The 13,853-nt window shown below is 37.1% G+C and carries 15 protein-coding genes; 13 read left to right on the forward strand and 2 right to left on the reverse strand.

Annotated elements, in window-relative coordinates:
- The first annotated feature begins 166 nt into the window (after positions 1-166).
- On the forward strand, positions 167-1,387 hold the full coding sequence (thiI, locus tag B5D30_RS04250; RefSeq protein ID WP_078806789.1) for a tRNA uracil 4-sulfurtransferase ThiI: 1,221 nt from the start codon (positions 167-169) through the stop codon (positions 1,385-1,387).
- Between the two features lie 74 nt (positions 1,388-1,461).
- Entirely contained in the window at positions 1,462-1,617 is a 156-nt protein-coding gene (locus tag B5D30_RS13480; RefSeq protein ID WP_159443199.1) for a hypothetical protein, read from the forward strand.
- A gap of 174 nt (positions 1,618-1,791) precedes the next feature.
- Here B5D30_RS13480 and B5D30_RS04255 read toward each other — a convergent pair whose 3' ends face one another.
- Positions 1,792-2,241 carry a YybH family protein gene (locus tag B5D30_RS04255; protein WP_078806790.1) on the reverse strand — a complete coding sequence of 150 codons (450 nt, stop codon included), beginning with the start codon at positions 2,239-2,241 and terminating at the stop codon, positions 1,792-1,794.
- The gene (locus tag B5D30_RS04260; RefSeq protein ID WP_078806791.1) at positions 2,238-3,422 is read right to left on the reverse strand and encodes an MFS transporter; all 1,185 of its coding nucleotides are present in this window, start codon (positions 3,420-3,422) and stop codon (positions 2,238-2,240) included. The genes B5D30_RS04255 and B5D30_RS04260 overlap by 4 nt, the downstream gene beginning before the upstream one ends.
- 460 nt (positions 3,423-3,882) lie before the next feature.
- Between B5D30_RS04260 and B5D30_RS04265 the strand changes: the two genes are divergently transcribed.
- The 11 genes from B5D30_RS04265 to B5D30_RS04310 all read left to right on the forward strand — a co-directional run bounded on the left by B5D30_RS04265 (position 3,883) and on the right by B5D30_RS04310 (position 13,833).
- The gene (locus tag B5D30_RS04265) at positions 3,883-4,671 is read left to right on the forward strand and encodes a helix-turn-helix domain-containing protein (RefSeq protein ID WP_078806792.1); all 789 of its coding nucleotides are present in this window, start codon (positions 3,883-3,885) and stop codon (positions 4,669-4,671) included.
- 309 nt (positions 4,672-4,980) lie between these two features.
- Positions 4,981-6,450, forward strand: coding sequence for a nicotinate phosphoribosyltransferase (locus B5D30_RS04270; RefSeq protein WP_078806793.1), 1,470 nt, complete (start codon positions 4,981-4,983; stop codon positions 6,448-6,450).
- A gap of 84 nt (positions 6,451-6,534) precedes the next feature.
- Positions 6,535-7,014 (forward strand): hypothetical protein, encoded by a 480-nt coding sequence (locus tag B5D30_RS04275; RefSeq protein WP_078806794.1) that lies wholly within the window; start codon positions 6,535-6,537, stop codon positions 7,012-7,014.
- 45 nt (positions 7,015-7,059) lie between these two features.
- Positions 7,060-7,389 carry a hypothetical protein gene (locus B5D30_RS04280; RefSeq protein WP_078806795.1) on the forward strand — a complete coding sequence of 110 codons (330 nt, stop codon included), beginning with the start codon at positions 7,060-7,062 and terminating at the stop codon, positions 7,387-7,389.
- Between the two features lie 40 nt (positions 7,390-7,429).
- Positions 7,430-7,573: a hypothetical protein gene (locus tag B5D30_RS13485; RefSeq protein WP_159443200.1), complete on the forward strand. Its 144-nt coding sequence runs from the start codon at positions 7,430-7,432 to the stop codon at positions 7,571-7,573.
- 23 nt (positions 7,574-7,596) lie between these two features.
- Positions 7,597-8,421 carry an ammonia-dependent NAD(+) synthetase gene (gene nadE, locus B5D30_RS04285; RefSeq protein ID WP_078806796.1) on the forward strand — a complete coding sequence of 275 codons (825 nt, stop codon included), beginning with the start codon at positions 7,597-7,599 and terminating at the stop codon, positions 8,419-8,421.
- 25 nt (positions 8,422-8,446) lie between these two features.
- Positions 8,447-9,313 (forward strand): alpha/beta fold hydrolase, encoded by an 867-nt coding sequence (locus B5D30_RS04290; RefSeq protein WP_078806797.1) that lies wholly within the window; start codon positions 8,447-8,449, stop codon positions 9,311-9,313.
- 200 nt (positions 9,314-9,513) lie between these two features.
- On the forward strand, positions 9,514-11,694 hold the full coding sequence (locus B5D30_RS04295; protein WP_078806798.1) for a BglG family transcription antiterminator: 2,181 nt from the start codon (positions 9,514-9,516) through the stop codon (positions 11,692-11,694).
- On the forward strand, positions 11,694-12,185 hold the full coding sequence (locus B5D30_RS04300; RefSeq protein ID WP_078806799.1) for a PTS sugar transporter subunit IIA: 492 nt from the start codon (positions 11,694-11,696) through the stop codon (positions 12,183-12,185). Before B5D30_RS04295 ends, B5D30_RS04300 begins: the two co-directional genes overlap by 1 nt.
- Entirely contained in the window at positions 12,172-12,468 is a 297-nt protein-coding gene (locus tag B5D30_RS04305) for a PTS sugar transporter subunit IIB (protein ID WP_078806800.1), read from the forward strand. The genes B5D30_RS04300 and B5D30_RS04305 overlap by 14 nt, the downstream gene beginning before the upstream one ends.
- 87 nt (positions 12,469-12,555) lie before the next feature.
- The gene (locus B5D30_RS04310; protein ID WP_078806832.1) at positions 12,556-13,833 is read left to right on the forward strand and encodes a PTS galactitol transporter subunit IIC; all 1,278 of its coding nucleotides are present in this window, start codon (positions 12,556-12,558) and stop codon (positions 13,831-13,833) included.
- Positions 13,834-13,853: the final 20 nt, after the last annotated feature.

Genomic DNA, 13,853 nt, shown 5'->3' on the forward strand with positions numbered 1-13,853 from the left:
AGTAGTTTGGCTTTTACCTAGCTACGAGTAGCAGGAAGCTAGTCATTGTTCTCAATGGCAAGGTTCACTACAACAAACGCCTCTTTTTCGCTTTTCTTTTTTCTTTGCTTTTAAGATGATATAATAAGAAAGCAAAAAAATAACAAGAGGGAGTAGTGCAGAGGCTATGAAATACACCGAAATAATGGTTCGCTACGGCGAGCTTTCGACAAAAGGAAAGAATCGCAAGAGGTTTATTCAGCAGTTGGCGAAAAATATTCGTCTGGCATTGGTGGATTTTCCTAAAATTAAAATTATTGCAGAGCGGGATCGGACGCATTTGTTGCTAAATGGTGAGGATAGCGATTTGTTGATTCCTGAGTTGAAAAAAGTGTTTGGTATACAAAGTTTTTCGCCAGTTGTGAGAGTGGAGAAAGATTTGGAAGAGATGAAAAAAATGGCGGTGAGTATTGTCCGTGAGCAATTTTTTGAGGGCATGACGTTTAAAATAACAAGTAAACGTAGTGACCATGACTTTGAACTTGATACAACAGGGTTAAATCAATTTCTTGGAAGTGCAGTATTTAACAAAGTCGAAGGTATTCAGGCGAAAATGAAGAAACCCGACTTAGATTTACGTGTGGAAGTCCGCATGGATGCTGTTTATTTTAGTTTTGAAACAATCAAAGGTGCAGGAGGACTTCCTGTTGCAACGAGTGGTCGTGGAATGTTAATGCTCTCTGGTGGAATAGATTCTCCCGTGGCAGGTTATTTGGCAATGAAACGTGGGGTAGAACTTGAAATGGTGCATTTTGCCTCTCCGCCGTACACTTCAGCAGGAGCATTGCAAAAGGCAAAAGATTTAACGCAAAAACTCACTGTTTTCGGTGGCAATATCCAGTTTATCGAAGTGCCGTTTACGGAAATTCAAGAGGAAATTAAAGCAAAAGCACCTGAGGCGTATTTGATGACCATTACACGTCGAATGATGATGAGATTGACCGATAAAATCCGCCAAATGCGTAAGGGATACGTGATTATCAACGGTGAGTCGCTTGGTCAAGTGGCAAGTCAAACGCTGGAGAGTATGCAGGCAATCAACGATGTGACAACGACACCCGTTATTCGTCCTGTTGTTACAATGGATAAACTTGAAATTATTGAGCTAAGCCAAAAAATTGATACTTTTGAAATTTCGATTCAACCTTTTGAGGATTGTTGCACGATTTTTTCTCCAGCCAGCCCGAAAACTCGTCCAAATTTGGAACTTACAAGAGAATATGAGGCACGCCTTGACATTGAGGGCTTGATAGAGAGAGCAATCGCAGGACTAAAAATTTCCGAAATCACCCCACTCGGCGAAGTAGGAAACGTGCGACTAGAAGATGAATTTGAGGATTTATTATAAGAAAAGCTACGAGGGGCGTTCTGGAGTTTGTCGCAGTAAGCCATGCCATTTACTTGCTTGAAGCAGAGCTTCAAGTGGCATTGCGAACAGCGACCAAAGTCCAGCCCCTCGTAGCTAGACACAGAAAAGCGAAGAAGTGCGTTTTGAAGTCTGTGGCAGTGAGTCACGTCGTTTATTTACTGCTATACTTCGTTTCGCATACAGTCTTTCTAAGAATCAAAGATTCTTGAAAGACTAGCATTGAAACTTTAGTTTCAAGCGACGTTGCGAACAGCCACCAGACTTTAGCACTTCGTAGCTAGACAAAAAAAGTTACTAAGAACTTCTATTTTCAATTTTTGAAAAAAATCTAGTTTTTAGAAGTACCCATACAAGCATACGATAGTTTTTAATGCAAAAGAAGTTTAATAACAACTTAAATGTTCATGAATTAATTTCCATTCATTATTTATTTTAGAAAAAATATTTGTGGCTTCTCCATTTCCACTTATTGCTTCCCCTACCGTATTTGTTCCATAGTAATAAAAATTATAGGTAAAAATTTTTAAATATTCGTTTTCTATCAATATCTTTGAGTTTTTTGCCTCATACACTTCATCGCTAAGTTCTTCCCATGCTTTTATAAAATATTCCTCGATATCTTCTATTTTTGAACATTTTTTATCTGAGAAAATAAATTCGGCATTAGGCGATAAAATTTTTCTAACATTTTCAAAATCATGAGAATTAATACTAGAAATATACTCATTAAGAATATCTTCATCTTTTTGAGCATTTTCTTCTTTTAAATAAAAACAGCATTGAGAAACTTCCGTATGTATGTCTGGAAATATTATTTTTTCTATATTTTTCATTTTATCTCTTCTCCTTGTAAACTATGAATTCCTATTAGTAATAAAACGCTTATAGAACTTACTATCAAAAGAATCATCTTATAATCAGTAATAAGAAACAAAAGTCCAACAGTAATAAAACCTAATAAGTAAGCTATCATAGAGAAAAAATGGTTTAAAAAAAATATCCCACTTCTTTCTGTTCCTGTTGTGCTTTTAGTAATTATAACATTAATTATAATCCCGATGGGGTTGTAAAAGATATTTGAGAAAAAATTAAGAATGAAAAATGCTATCGGATAAACTACCATATATGAACTATCATGTAATAGCAGTAATGACAAAATAAAAAAAGGTAACACTTTAGTTAATGATGAATCGCTTATTCTATTTTTTAAATATTTAGTCATTAAATATGCACCTAAAATTTGTCCTATTCCACTTGCGATATACCCATAAGAAAGTCCTACACTCCCCATTTGTAATAGTTGAAGAATTTTATATGAGAAAAAAACATATACAAAACCTGCTATGAATTCTCTTAAAGAGGAATAAGCGATAGCCATTTTTAAGTTTCTCGTTTCTTTTACAACTAAAAAATTTTCACTCAATAAATTTAGATATGATTTTCCAGACTTATCATTTTCTACATCTTCAATTATATCTATTGAAAATACTAATAGTATGGCTAAGAAAAAACTGAACGCATCTATTAATAAAATAATAGGAGCGGATAAATAATTTGTAGCCACTCCACCTAAAGCTGTAGAGATAAGCATTATTCCACTCTGCGAAGTAGCCATGAGACTATTTCCTTTAACTAAGTCTTCCTCTGAAATAATCAATGGAAGAAAAGCTGTTTTTGTAGGGGTAGAAATGGCAGAAAAACAACCATTTACAAATATCAATAGAAATAGAAAACTGATATTTTTTTCACTAATAGCAATTATAAAAAGTAAACTAATAAATAATCGTACTATATCACAAAAAATCAACAACCTTTTTTTCTTTATATATCGAGATATAGGACTAATTATTGGTGTTAATATAATTGAAGGCAATATGCTTAGAATGAAAAAGAAACTAATCACAGAGGGATTTTTTGTTAATACACTTAAAGTTGTAATCAACAAAACTGTTCTAAACCAATCTCCTGTTGCTGATAAAATGATAGATAGTACAAATTTATAGAGATTTTTCATCTTATCTCCTCCTCCTATTTTTGAACAAATATCTTACGGGTAATTCATAAGATAAAAATAGTTTATCGAAATTTTTATATAAAGTACATAACAAAAATAGACAAAATTCTTTGCATAAACGGACAACTTGTGCAATTTTTTATATTTCTATTTGAAATTTTAGAAAGAACAATATAAAATATGGGTACCTCTAAAAACTCCGCTTAATACTAAATTAGCTAGTTTTTCGATTTTCGAGGAAATCGACGAAAGCTATGTGGTTCATAGGTTGAGGAGATTGACAAAGAAAATCGGAAAACTAGCAATTTAGGATAAGTGCGAGTTTTTAGAGGTACCCATATAATTATCGTTTCATTTTCTAATACATCAACTTTTTTGATTGAGATGTTTAATTTCAAGTGTTATATAGTTATAGTAATATTGTTACATTGTTACATAAAGGGAAAGGGGAATTTTTTGTATGGAAAATACTGCAATACTAGAATACTGTAAAACACTTAATCATTCTCTTGTTTATGTGTTAGACGTAAAAAAGAACAAAGTTTTGCTCAACGAAAACAATAACAAACTCATGTGTGAATTAAGTAAAGATGATTTTTTCAAACATCTTCTTCATTCACAAGTAGAACAAATGAAACAAAATTGTTTTATTGGTGGGAAATTTGAGGAAAATCTTTTTTTGGGAGAAAACTTTTCTATCTTTTATGATTTTTTGGGGCTCGCCTACTGTTCATTTGCTATTCCTAGCAAAAATCTTGTATTTATTATTGGTGCTTATCGAACGAATATAAAAAAGATTTCTTTGCGAAACAAGAAGTTATCACGTTATTTAAAGTTGAGCAAAGACATCTTACAGGTTCATTTTTCAGAAATCAAACGCATTTTTATAGGAATCTACAATAGAATTTTGGATTGTGTGTTCGAACATAAAAAGATGATTTACTTAAATTTGAAATCTTTTCTGAAAAACAATATTCACCAACATTATCGACTGAAGGAATTGGCAGAATTGTTTTTTATTTCGCCAAAGACTATTAACAGATATTCTCATCTCTTTGATAGCAAGCCTTTTGCTGATTGCTACAATGAATTAAAGATGGAAAAAGCCAAAGAATTTATTCTTGAAGGTAAAAATTCTCTTCAAGAAATCAGTCAAATGGTCGGCTATCAGGAATATTCTTCCTTTTCACGTGCTTTTAAGCTTTATTTTAATTGTACGCCTAGAGAATTTTCGAAAAATATGGATTAAACTGAACTACTGCGTGTTTTCTATTGAATCATGCAGTATTTTGTCACTTATTCCTTGATTTGCTACATTTTCGCTATCGCAAGAGGCACTTATCGTGAACAAAGGCGATTCCTATACCACGAACTTGCAAAGACTCGCAATCAAATGAAAATGTAACTTGTTCTTTGTAATTTTAAATTTTTTAGAGGTATCTTTGTTGGAGTTATGATTTTATTTTAACGACAAACATCTTCAAGGTTCGCTTATTTTCACAGTTTGTGGTTCATTTGTTATAATAGTATTTATAACTAAAGAACGGAGGCGAAAGAAATGCCACGATTTTATCCAGATGATAGTTTAACACTTCATACGGACTTGTACCAAATTAATATGATGCAGACGTATTGGGCTTGTGGACGTGCGGAAAAAAAGGCGGTTTTTGAGCTTTATTTCCGCAATTTACCATTTAAAAATGGCTATGCAGTGTTTGCAGGACTTGAGCGTATGGTGGAATATTTGAGCAATTTGAGTTTTTCATTGACAGATATTGCCTATTTGCGTGAGGTAGCAGAATATCCAGAAGATTTTTTGGCTTATTTGAAAAATTTTCAATTCACTTGTACGGTGAGAAGTGCGTTGGAGGGCGATTTGGTTTTTAGCAATGAACCGATTGTGCAGGTGGAAGGTCCTTTAGTGCAATGTCAATTAATCGAAACAGCTTTGCTGAACATTATCAATTTCCAGACGTTGATTGCAACAAAAGCAGCACGTATCAAATCTGTTATTGGCGATGACCCGTTGCTTGAATTTGGCACAAGACGTTCGCAAGAAATGGACGCTGCCGTTTGGGGAACGAGAGCAGCGGTGATTGGTGGAGCGAGTGCAACGAGTAATGTGCGAGCAAGCAAAATGTTTGGCATAAAAGCAAGTGGGACACACGCTCACGCTTTGGTGCAAAGTTATGGCAATGATTATGAAGCGTTCAAAGCATATGCACAAACGCACAAAGATTGCGTATTTTTAGTCGACACTTATGACACGCTAAAAGTAGGTGTTCCAAGTGCTATTCGTGTGGCAAGAGAATTTGGAGAAAAAATTAATTTCCTTGGTGTGCGAATTGACTCAGGTGATATGGCATATATTTCCAAAAAAGTGCGTGAACAACTAGATGAGGCAGGTTTTACCGAGGCAAAAATTTACGCGTCAAATGATTTAGACGAAAGTACGATTTTGAGCTTGAAAATGCAAAAGGCGAAAATTGACGTCTGGGGTGTGGGAACGAAGTTGATTACTGCATATGACCAGCCAGCTCTTGGGGGAGTGTATAAAATCGTCTCTATCGAGGACGAACAGGGTGAAATGCAAGACACGATAAAACTCTCTAGCAATGCAGAGAAAGTTTCCACTCCAGGAAAAAAACAAGTGTGGCGAATTACACGCAAAAGTGATGGTAAAAGTGAGGGGGATTACATTTGTTTGGCAGATGAAAATCCAAAGGAACAAGAAGAAATTTTCATGTTTCACCCTGTGCATACGTTTATCAATAAAACGGTGAAAGATTTTGAGGCAAAACCACTTTTACACGACATTTTTGTCAACGGAGAACTTGTGTATGAATTGCCAAAATTAGAGGAAATTTGCAAGTTTCAGCAAGAAAAACTAGGCGAGCTTTGGGATGAGTACAAGCGTGATTTGAACCCACAGCCATATCCAGTTGATTTATCCAAACAGCTATGGCAACATAAAATGAACTTAATCGAGGATGTTAGAAAGAAAGTGAGCAGTTTAGGACATCTCTAAAAACTTGCACTTATCCAAAATTGCGAGCGAACGGGGCTTTCTGAGTTTGAACCATACAATTAAACAAGGCAAGGAGAGAATAAAATGGGAAAATTATTTTTTGAACAAACAGCACTTTCATTTATAAAAGAGGGGAAAGTAATAAATACCAGAGATACATTAGCTTATAAAATGGAAGTACGACGTAGCAAAATGAAAAAGCACTTTTCTTTTTTGCAAGACGGAGTAGAGGTTCTCAGCATTACACGAGAAAGTGGTTCGTTTAACCGTGGGTTTATTGTATGGACGAAAAACGAAACTTTTTCGGTTCAAGTGGATTATCAAAATTTTCAAGAAAAGTATCAAATTCAAGGTTTGAAAGGTCTGAGTTGTACTGAATCAATGGGCGGACATACTATTGAGAGAAATGGCAAAGAAATTGGCGGAGTAACTACGAGGGGACGAACATATGAAATATGGACGGAAGAAGATAAAGACGAGCTACTTCTTTTAGCATTCGGTTTGATTCTTAGTATTGTAAATATACAGAAAAAATTAGGACAACTAGCGGTGCTTATTCCATAATTTAAGCAAAGAAAAGCTACAAGGGGCGTTCAGGAGTTTGTCGTAGTGAGCCATGCCATTTACTTGCTTGAAACGAAGTTTCAAGTGGCATTGCGAACAGCGACCCAACTCCTGCCCCTTGTAGCTCGACAAAGAAAAGCTACGAGGGGCGTTTTGAAGTCTGTGGCAGTGAGCCGTGCCGTTTACTTGATCGAAACGCAAGTTTCGATCGGTACTGCGAACAGCCACCAGACTTCAGCCCCTCACAGCTCGACAAAGAAAAGCTACGAGGGGCGTTTTGAAGTTTGCAACAGTGAGTCACAGCATTTACTTGCTGGAAACGCAGTTTCCAGTGCTGTTGCGAACAGTTGCCAAACTTCAGCCCCTCACAGCTAGACAAAGAAAAGCTACGAGGGGCGTTTAGGAGTTTGTCGCAGTGAGCCATGCCATTTACTTGCTTGAAACGAAGTTTCAAGTGGCATTGCGAACAGCGACCCAACTCCTGCCCCTTGTAGCTAGACAAAGAAAAGCTAAGAGGGGCGTTTTAAAGTTTCCAACAGCGACCGAATACTTCCCCTAGCAACTAGACAAAGGAGATTACTCATGAGTTTACAAGAAGAAATCATCAAGGAATTAGGTGTCAAGCCTGAAATTGACCCAAAAGAAGAAATTAGAAAAAGTATTGATTTTCTAAAAGAATACTTGAAAAAACATCCGTTTATAAAATCGTACGTTTTAGGAATTAGCGGTGGGCAAGATTCAAGCCTTTCTGGTCGCTTGGCACAGTTGGCAATTGAAGAAATGCGTGAGGAGACGAAAGATGCGAGTTATCAATTTATCGCTATTCGATTACCTTATGGTGTACAAGCTGATGAAGAAGATGCACAGCGTGCGTTGAATTTCATTCAACCAGATATTCGTTTAACAGTCAATATCAAAGAGGCGGTGGACGGACAAGTAAATGCCTTAGTAACTTCAGGCGTTGAAGTGAGTGATTTTAACAAAGGAAACATCAAAGCACGTCAGCGAATGATTACTCAATATGCCGTAGCAGGAAGTTATAATGGTGCTGTTCTTGGAACAGACCATGCAGCAGAAAATATTACAGGATTTTACACAAAATACGGTGACGGCGGGGCAGATTTGTTGCCAATTTTCCGCTTGAACAAGCGACAAGGGAAAATGCTTTTGGCAGAGCTTGGAGCAGATGTAGCGATTTATGAAAAAGTGCCGACAGCTGACCTAGAGGACGGGAAACCCGGACTTGCAGATGAGGTAGCTCTTGGTGTAAGCTATACGGACATTGACGACTACACCGAGGGGAAAACAATTAGCACAGAGGCGAAGGAGAAAATTGAAAATTGGTATTTAAAAACGCAACACAAACGTCATTTACCGATTACGATTTTTGATGATTTCTGGAAATGAGACACGTCTCAGAGGGGAAATGAATATGAGGGTAATAGAAGTAAAAAATTATACTTTTGGTAACTTTGAGGTTCAGCAGAAAACCTTTGAATTTGAGGGTGTTCAAGGAAAATATACGGTGAGTGGCGAGGGAAAATCATTTCTACTTGCGATTTTATCCAACAATACAGGACATTTGCTCGCTTTACCGCTTGCTAAAGAATTTCGAAAAGACTACACGACAATCGCTCTTTCCATGCCACCAGTTGCTCAATTTTCGCAAACTGCCGAAGTGTTAAGAGAGATTTTAGAACTTGAAGGCGTGAGGGAATGTCACATGATTGGTCATTCAAACGGTGGTGTGCATTTGCAAAATCTCATCAGCAAGTACCCAGAGTTTGCAAAGAAAATAATATTTTCACATAGTTTGACGGCAATGGAAGAAAAGGACGCACAAACAACCAATGCCTCAGAACTGAGAATTTACAAATGGGCAAGGCGAGTATTAAAGGTACTTCCTGTCTCTGTTTTGACTAATCGACTAGGAAAAATGGTTTTGCCGAAACTAGAATTTTGGAATGACGAAGTGGCAACGAAATTGTTACGAGAATTGTGTAGGGAAGATATGAAACTTATCACGAAAGAAGATTTTTTGGCGATGATTACGTGTATGGAGGAATTTCTCTATGAGTACACGTTCACATCCGAAACGTATGCTGAAAAAGAAGTGTTGATACTAGATAGCCCGACGGATAAAATCGCTAATCCTTTGCAACGAGCGAAAATGCTTGAACTCGCTCCAAATGCCAAGCATTACGAATTTCAAAGCGGTGGGCACGTGCCAATGGTGAGCTGCCCGAGGGAGTATATGACGGTGGTGAAGGAATTTTTGGATTGCAATGAGAACAACTAGAGCAGTCGTATAAAAACGTAGGAAATCAAAGGTTTTAAAATCAGTGATTTCCTGCGTTTTTTTGTGGTGTATCAGTCCAGTCCCACGTTGCACAAAGTGTTGACGGAAAACTTGTGCCAAGAAAGCCTTTTCTTTATAAAATCCTTTTGTATAATAAAAGATATAGAAAAGCTACGAGGGGCGTTTAGGAGTTTGTCGTAGTGAGCCGTGCCATTTACTTGCTTGAAACGAAGTTTCAAGTGGCACTGCGAACAGCGACCAACTCCTGCCCCTCACAGCTAGACAAAACAGAAAGTCAGGAGGAAATTGATATGTTGGATTCGAGAAGTGAATTGCTATTTACAGAATTGATTCATGGTCAACAAAATATGAATACGCAATTTTTCAAAGAGAAATACAAATGGACAAGAGGTCAAATGAATTATTCATTGAAAAATATAAATGAGTGGCTACTCGAACAAAATTACTCACCGATTACAAGAAACAAAAATGGTTATTTTGTAATTGACAATGAGCTTAGAATTGCGTTCAAGAAAAATGCAATTATCCAGCAAAATTCTGACGGTTATTTTAGACGAGAGCAAAGAGTTTTACTGACAGAGCTAATTCTTCTGACGTCAAGCGAATATTTGTCTACCTATTGGTTTATTGATTTTTTCCAAACGAGCAAAAACACAGTGTTGAGAGATTTGAAAATCGTCAAAAAGGAAATGAAAGAAAGAGAATTATATTTTCAATACGATTCGGAAAATGGTTATTTTGTGCAAGGAACGGAATGGATAAAACGCAATTATCTTTTAGAGTTGGTCAATATTTTGATTATAGAGCAAAAAGAATATTCGTTAGTGGAGAAAATTTGCCAGCTTGACAAAGAACGGCTCCAGCTGAGTCATCAGCTGTTAGAAAGATTAGAGGAACAGCTAAAAATTCAATTTTCGGATGAACAGTTGTCTCTTTTGACGTATTTCATTCCTCTGGTGTGCAGTCGAATCCAAAGGGGATTAGAGCTTGATTGTATGTATAGACAAATTGATTTTCACGAGGCATTTTTGAAAACTACGACATCATTAGAACTAAAAAAATTGAGTAGCCTCCTAGAATTGTCCGAGGAGGAGCAAAACTATTTTGCCCTATTGATTTTAAGTGCAAATCGCAGGAAATCCTATCCTCTTGAGCCGATACTTTACCAAAAACTAGAGCAGGCGATGAGGAAAATTATAGAGGAAATCGCACTATTTCTCATGATAGAAATAGATAAAAAGGAGGAATTGATTAGCAAGTTAATGTCGCATATGGAGTCTGCTTACTATCGAATGAAATTTCATTTGACACTGAAAACGGCAGATAAACATTTGTCTGAAATGCAACATTTTCCAATTTATCACTTGATGAAAGGATTTGTTGCACCGCTTGAAGAAGTATTAGGAGAAGCAATGCCTGATGAAGAAGTCTTTTTCCTCTCCATTTTTGTAGGCAGTCATCTGCAAAGTATGAACGAGTCGAATAAATCGGAGAAAAACGTAAAAAAAGCCTTGATTGTCTGTCAAAATGGTATTTTCATCTCCAACTATTATTTCAATATCTTAACGGCAATTTTCCCAGAAATTTTATTTGTTGATACGATTTCGATACGAGATATTGCAAGTTATGAAGAGGAAGTGGATTATTATTTTTCGACAGATGCGATTGTAAAAACGGAAAAACCAGTGTTTTTACTGAGAAATTTACTCTCTACTTTGGCTGAAAAACAGAGATTTCGACAGAGGATTTTGGAGGAGACAAATAATTTTGGGGAAAGTCTTTATGATTTAGGAAAAATGGAGGATTTATTTCGACATTTTGAGGACAAAAACCAAGCGAAAAGAGTGTTGGCAGAAGTATTGGAAATCGTCAATGAAAGACGACCAAAAATTTTTAATCAAAGGGAATCTATCTTTTCTACAATAAAAGATATGTCCATACAAATTTTTCAAAATGAAAGTTGGCAGGAGGTCGTGCAGTCTTTGGGAAATATTTTAATTGAGAAAAAAATTATTGCTCAAAGATATATTGACGAGGTTTTACGGCAATATACAGAAATCACCCCTCAAATCGCTTTGCGTGAGACAATCGCCTTGCCTCACGTGGCAAGTGAGTTTGAGGTTTATGGGACAGGGCTTGCAATGGGAATTGTAAAGGAGGGTATTTGTTTTAAGAAAACCCAGTCTATTTATTTAGTGATTCTTTTCGCTACGAACACCAAAGAGGCGATAGCTGAAACCATGCTAGAGCTAGTTCAGCTATCAGGACAAACGGAGGTGATAGAAAAATTAAAGAAAAGCACAAATGCCAAAGAAGCTAGAGGGTATTTGGAAGAATATTTACGAGAGGAGGTGATTTAATGAGTGCAAATGAGAAAAAATTATCCGACTACATTCAACCCTCATTAGTTTTTCTAGGGGAGGAATTTGAGCAGTCAGACAATGTTTTCGATTATGTCCACAATCAAGCGAGAAAGGATGGATTTGTAGAGGAAATATTTTTGGAAAAAATAAAAGCAAGAGAAGTAGAATTTCCAACAGGAATACAGCTAGAAAAAATTGGTGTAGCCATACCACATACAGATGCCGAGTGTATCAGAGAGGAGTTTATCTCCGTTCTTACTGTACCTGAGGGTGTATCATTTGCCAGAATGGATTTACCCACCTCAAATGTTGAGGCAAAAATCATTTTTGTCTTGGGGCTAAAAGAACCACACGCACAACTATCCATGCTCCAATCGCTTATTAGCATACTAAGGCAAACCGAGGAAATAGAAAAATTGCAAACACAAAAAGAGGTTCAAGCATTTATTGAACAAATAAAGGAGATTGAAAGAAATGAAGAAAATTAAAGTATTAGTAGCTTGCGGTGCAGGAATTGCAACAAGCACAGTCGCAATGAAAAAGATTACCGATTTATTTGCAACAAGCGAATTAGAAGCGGACATCACGCAAATCAAAATTGCCGAGGCGGCAAATATGCAGAGCAAAGCAGATATGCTGATTTCGACTTCTGTTTTGCCGACAACCTATGATATACCCGCAATCACAGCGATTGCCTTTATCAGCGGCATTGGTGAAGAACAGCTGAACGAAAAGATTTTGGCAACAGCCAGAGAGGTGGCATTAGCGTAGGTTAAATTTTTAGAAATCACGAGGAACCTCCTCTGCTGAACAAAAAAATTAGGTATAAAAAATATAAGGAGAAAAACTATGGAATTTATAAAAACAGTCAACGACGTAGTGCAGTACGTGCTAGGACTAGGGCCGTCTGTCATGCTGCCAATTATGATTTTCATCATTGCTTTGATTTTTCGTGTGAAAATTGGTGAAGCGATTCGCTCAGGTATCACGATTGGGATTGCAATGATTGGAGTAAATTTGGTGATTGGTGTTTTGAGTGACAACATCGGTCCTGCCGCTCAAGAAATGGTGAAGCGATTTGGTTTAAATTTAACCATTGTAGATGCAGGGTGGCCCGCAGCGGCGGCAGCAGCATGGGCGGCACCAGTAGCAGCACTCATCATCCCGATTTGCTTAGTGGTCAATTTGCTTTTAGTCGTCATCAAGTTTACCAAAACAGTCGATATTGACATATGGAATTATTGGCATTTTGTTGCAAGTGCCTCAACAGCCTATGTTGTGACAGGAGGGAATTGGGGGATTTCAATTATTGCTGCAATTATCAATGAGGTGATTGTGCTGAAAATTGCTGATAAAACAGCTCCGATTGTTTCAGAGTTTTATGGTTTAGAGGGCATTACTTTGCCGACTACTTCAACGGATGCTTACGGCTTGCTTGGGATTCCGATTGGTTACGGGATTTCAAAAATCCCCGGATTGAATAAAATCAACATCAGTTCAGACACCATTCAAAAACGTTTTGGGATTTTTGGCGAACCAATGATGATGGGTGTGTTCATTGGGATTCTCCTTGGCGTACTTGCAGGTTATGACGTTGGAAAGGTGTGTCAGTTAGCAATGAGTCTTGGAGCGGTAATGTTTTTAATGCCACGTATGGTAAAAATTTTAATGGAAGGTTTAGTGCCGATTTCAGAGGCAGCCAAAGAGTTTCTTTCCACACGTTTCAAAGGAAGAGAAATTTATCTCGGGCTAGATGCCGCTCTCACCACAGGACACCCTGCAAACTTAGCCACTGGTCTACTACTTGTTCCGATTACTTTGCTTGTCGCAGTGATTTTACCGGGAAACAAAGTGCTACCATTTGGGGATTTAGCGACCATTCCGTTTTACGTTTCGTTGATTGTCGGAAGTCGTAAAGGGAATATTTTCCATAGTGTGCTAACAGGTACGGTTGTCATTGCCATTGGGTTACTTTTAGCGACAAATTTCGCCCCTGTTCATACGCAAATGATGGAAGGTGTGGGCAATAAGTTAGTCGAACAAGGAACAACCATTTCCTCTCTTGATGTAGGTGGAAACGTCATTCACTGGGTAATTTTAAAACTGAGCGAATTGTATCAAAGCATTGCTGGCTAGACAATAGTTGGCTTGGTCTA

This window comes from Pilibacter termitis (genome assembly GCF_900167335.1).
Taxonomy (GTDB): domain Bacteria; phylum Bacillota; class Bacilli; order Lactobacillales; family Streptococcaceae; genus Pilibacter; species Pilibacter termitis.

Bases quoted from the DNA above. Each gene is read 5' to 3' on its own strand.
- B5D30_RS04305 (WP_078806800.1), top strand. From the start codon at position 12,172: ATGAAGAAAATTAAAGTATTAGTAGCTTGCGGTGCAGGAATTGCAACA.
- B5D30_RS04275 (WP_078806794.1), top strand. From the start codon at position 6,535: ATGGGAAAATTATTTTTTGAACAAACAGCACTTTCATTTATAAAAGAG.
- thiI (WP_078806789.1), top strand. From the start codon at position 167: ATGAAATACACCGAAATAATGGTTCGCTACGGCGAGCTTTCGACAAAA.
- B5D30_RS04300 (WP_078806799.1), top strand. From the start codon at position 11,694: ATGAGTGCAAATGAGAAAAAATTATCCGACTACATTCAACCCTCATTA.
- B5D30_RS04255 (WP_078806790.1), bottom strand. From the start codon at position 2,241: ATGAAAAATATAGAAAAAATAATATTTCCAGACATACATACGGAAGTT.
- nadE (WP_078806796.1), top strand. From the start codon at position 7,597: ATGAGTTTACAAGAAGAAATCATCAAGGAATTAGGTGTCAAGCCTGAA.
- B5D30_RS04270 (WP_078806793.1), top strand. From the start codon at position 4,981: ATGCCACGATTTTATCCAGATGATAGTTTAACACTTCATACGGACTTG.
- B5D30_RS04260 (WP_078806791.1), bottom strand. From the start codon at position 3,422: ATGAAAAATCTCTATAAATTTGTACTATCTATCATTTTATCAGCAACA.
- B5D30_RS04265 (WP_078806792.1), top strand. From the start codon at position 3,883: ATGGAAAATACTGCAATACTAGAATACTGTAAAACACTTAATCATTCT.
- B5D30_RS04290 (WP_078806797.1), top strand. From the start codon at position 8,447: ATGAGGGTAATAGAAGTAAAAAATTATACTTTTGGTAACTTTGAGGTT.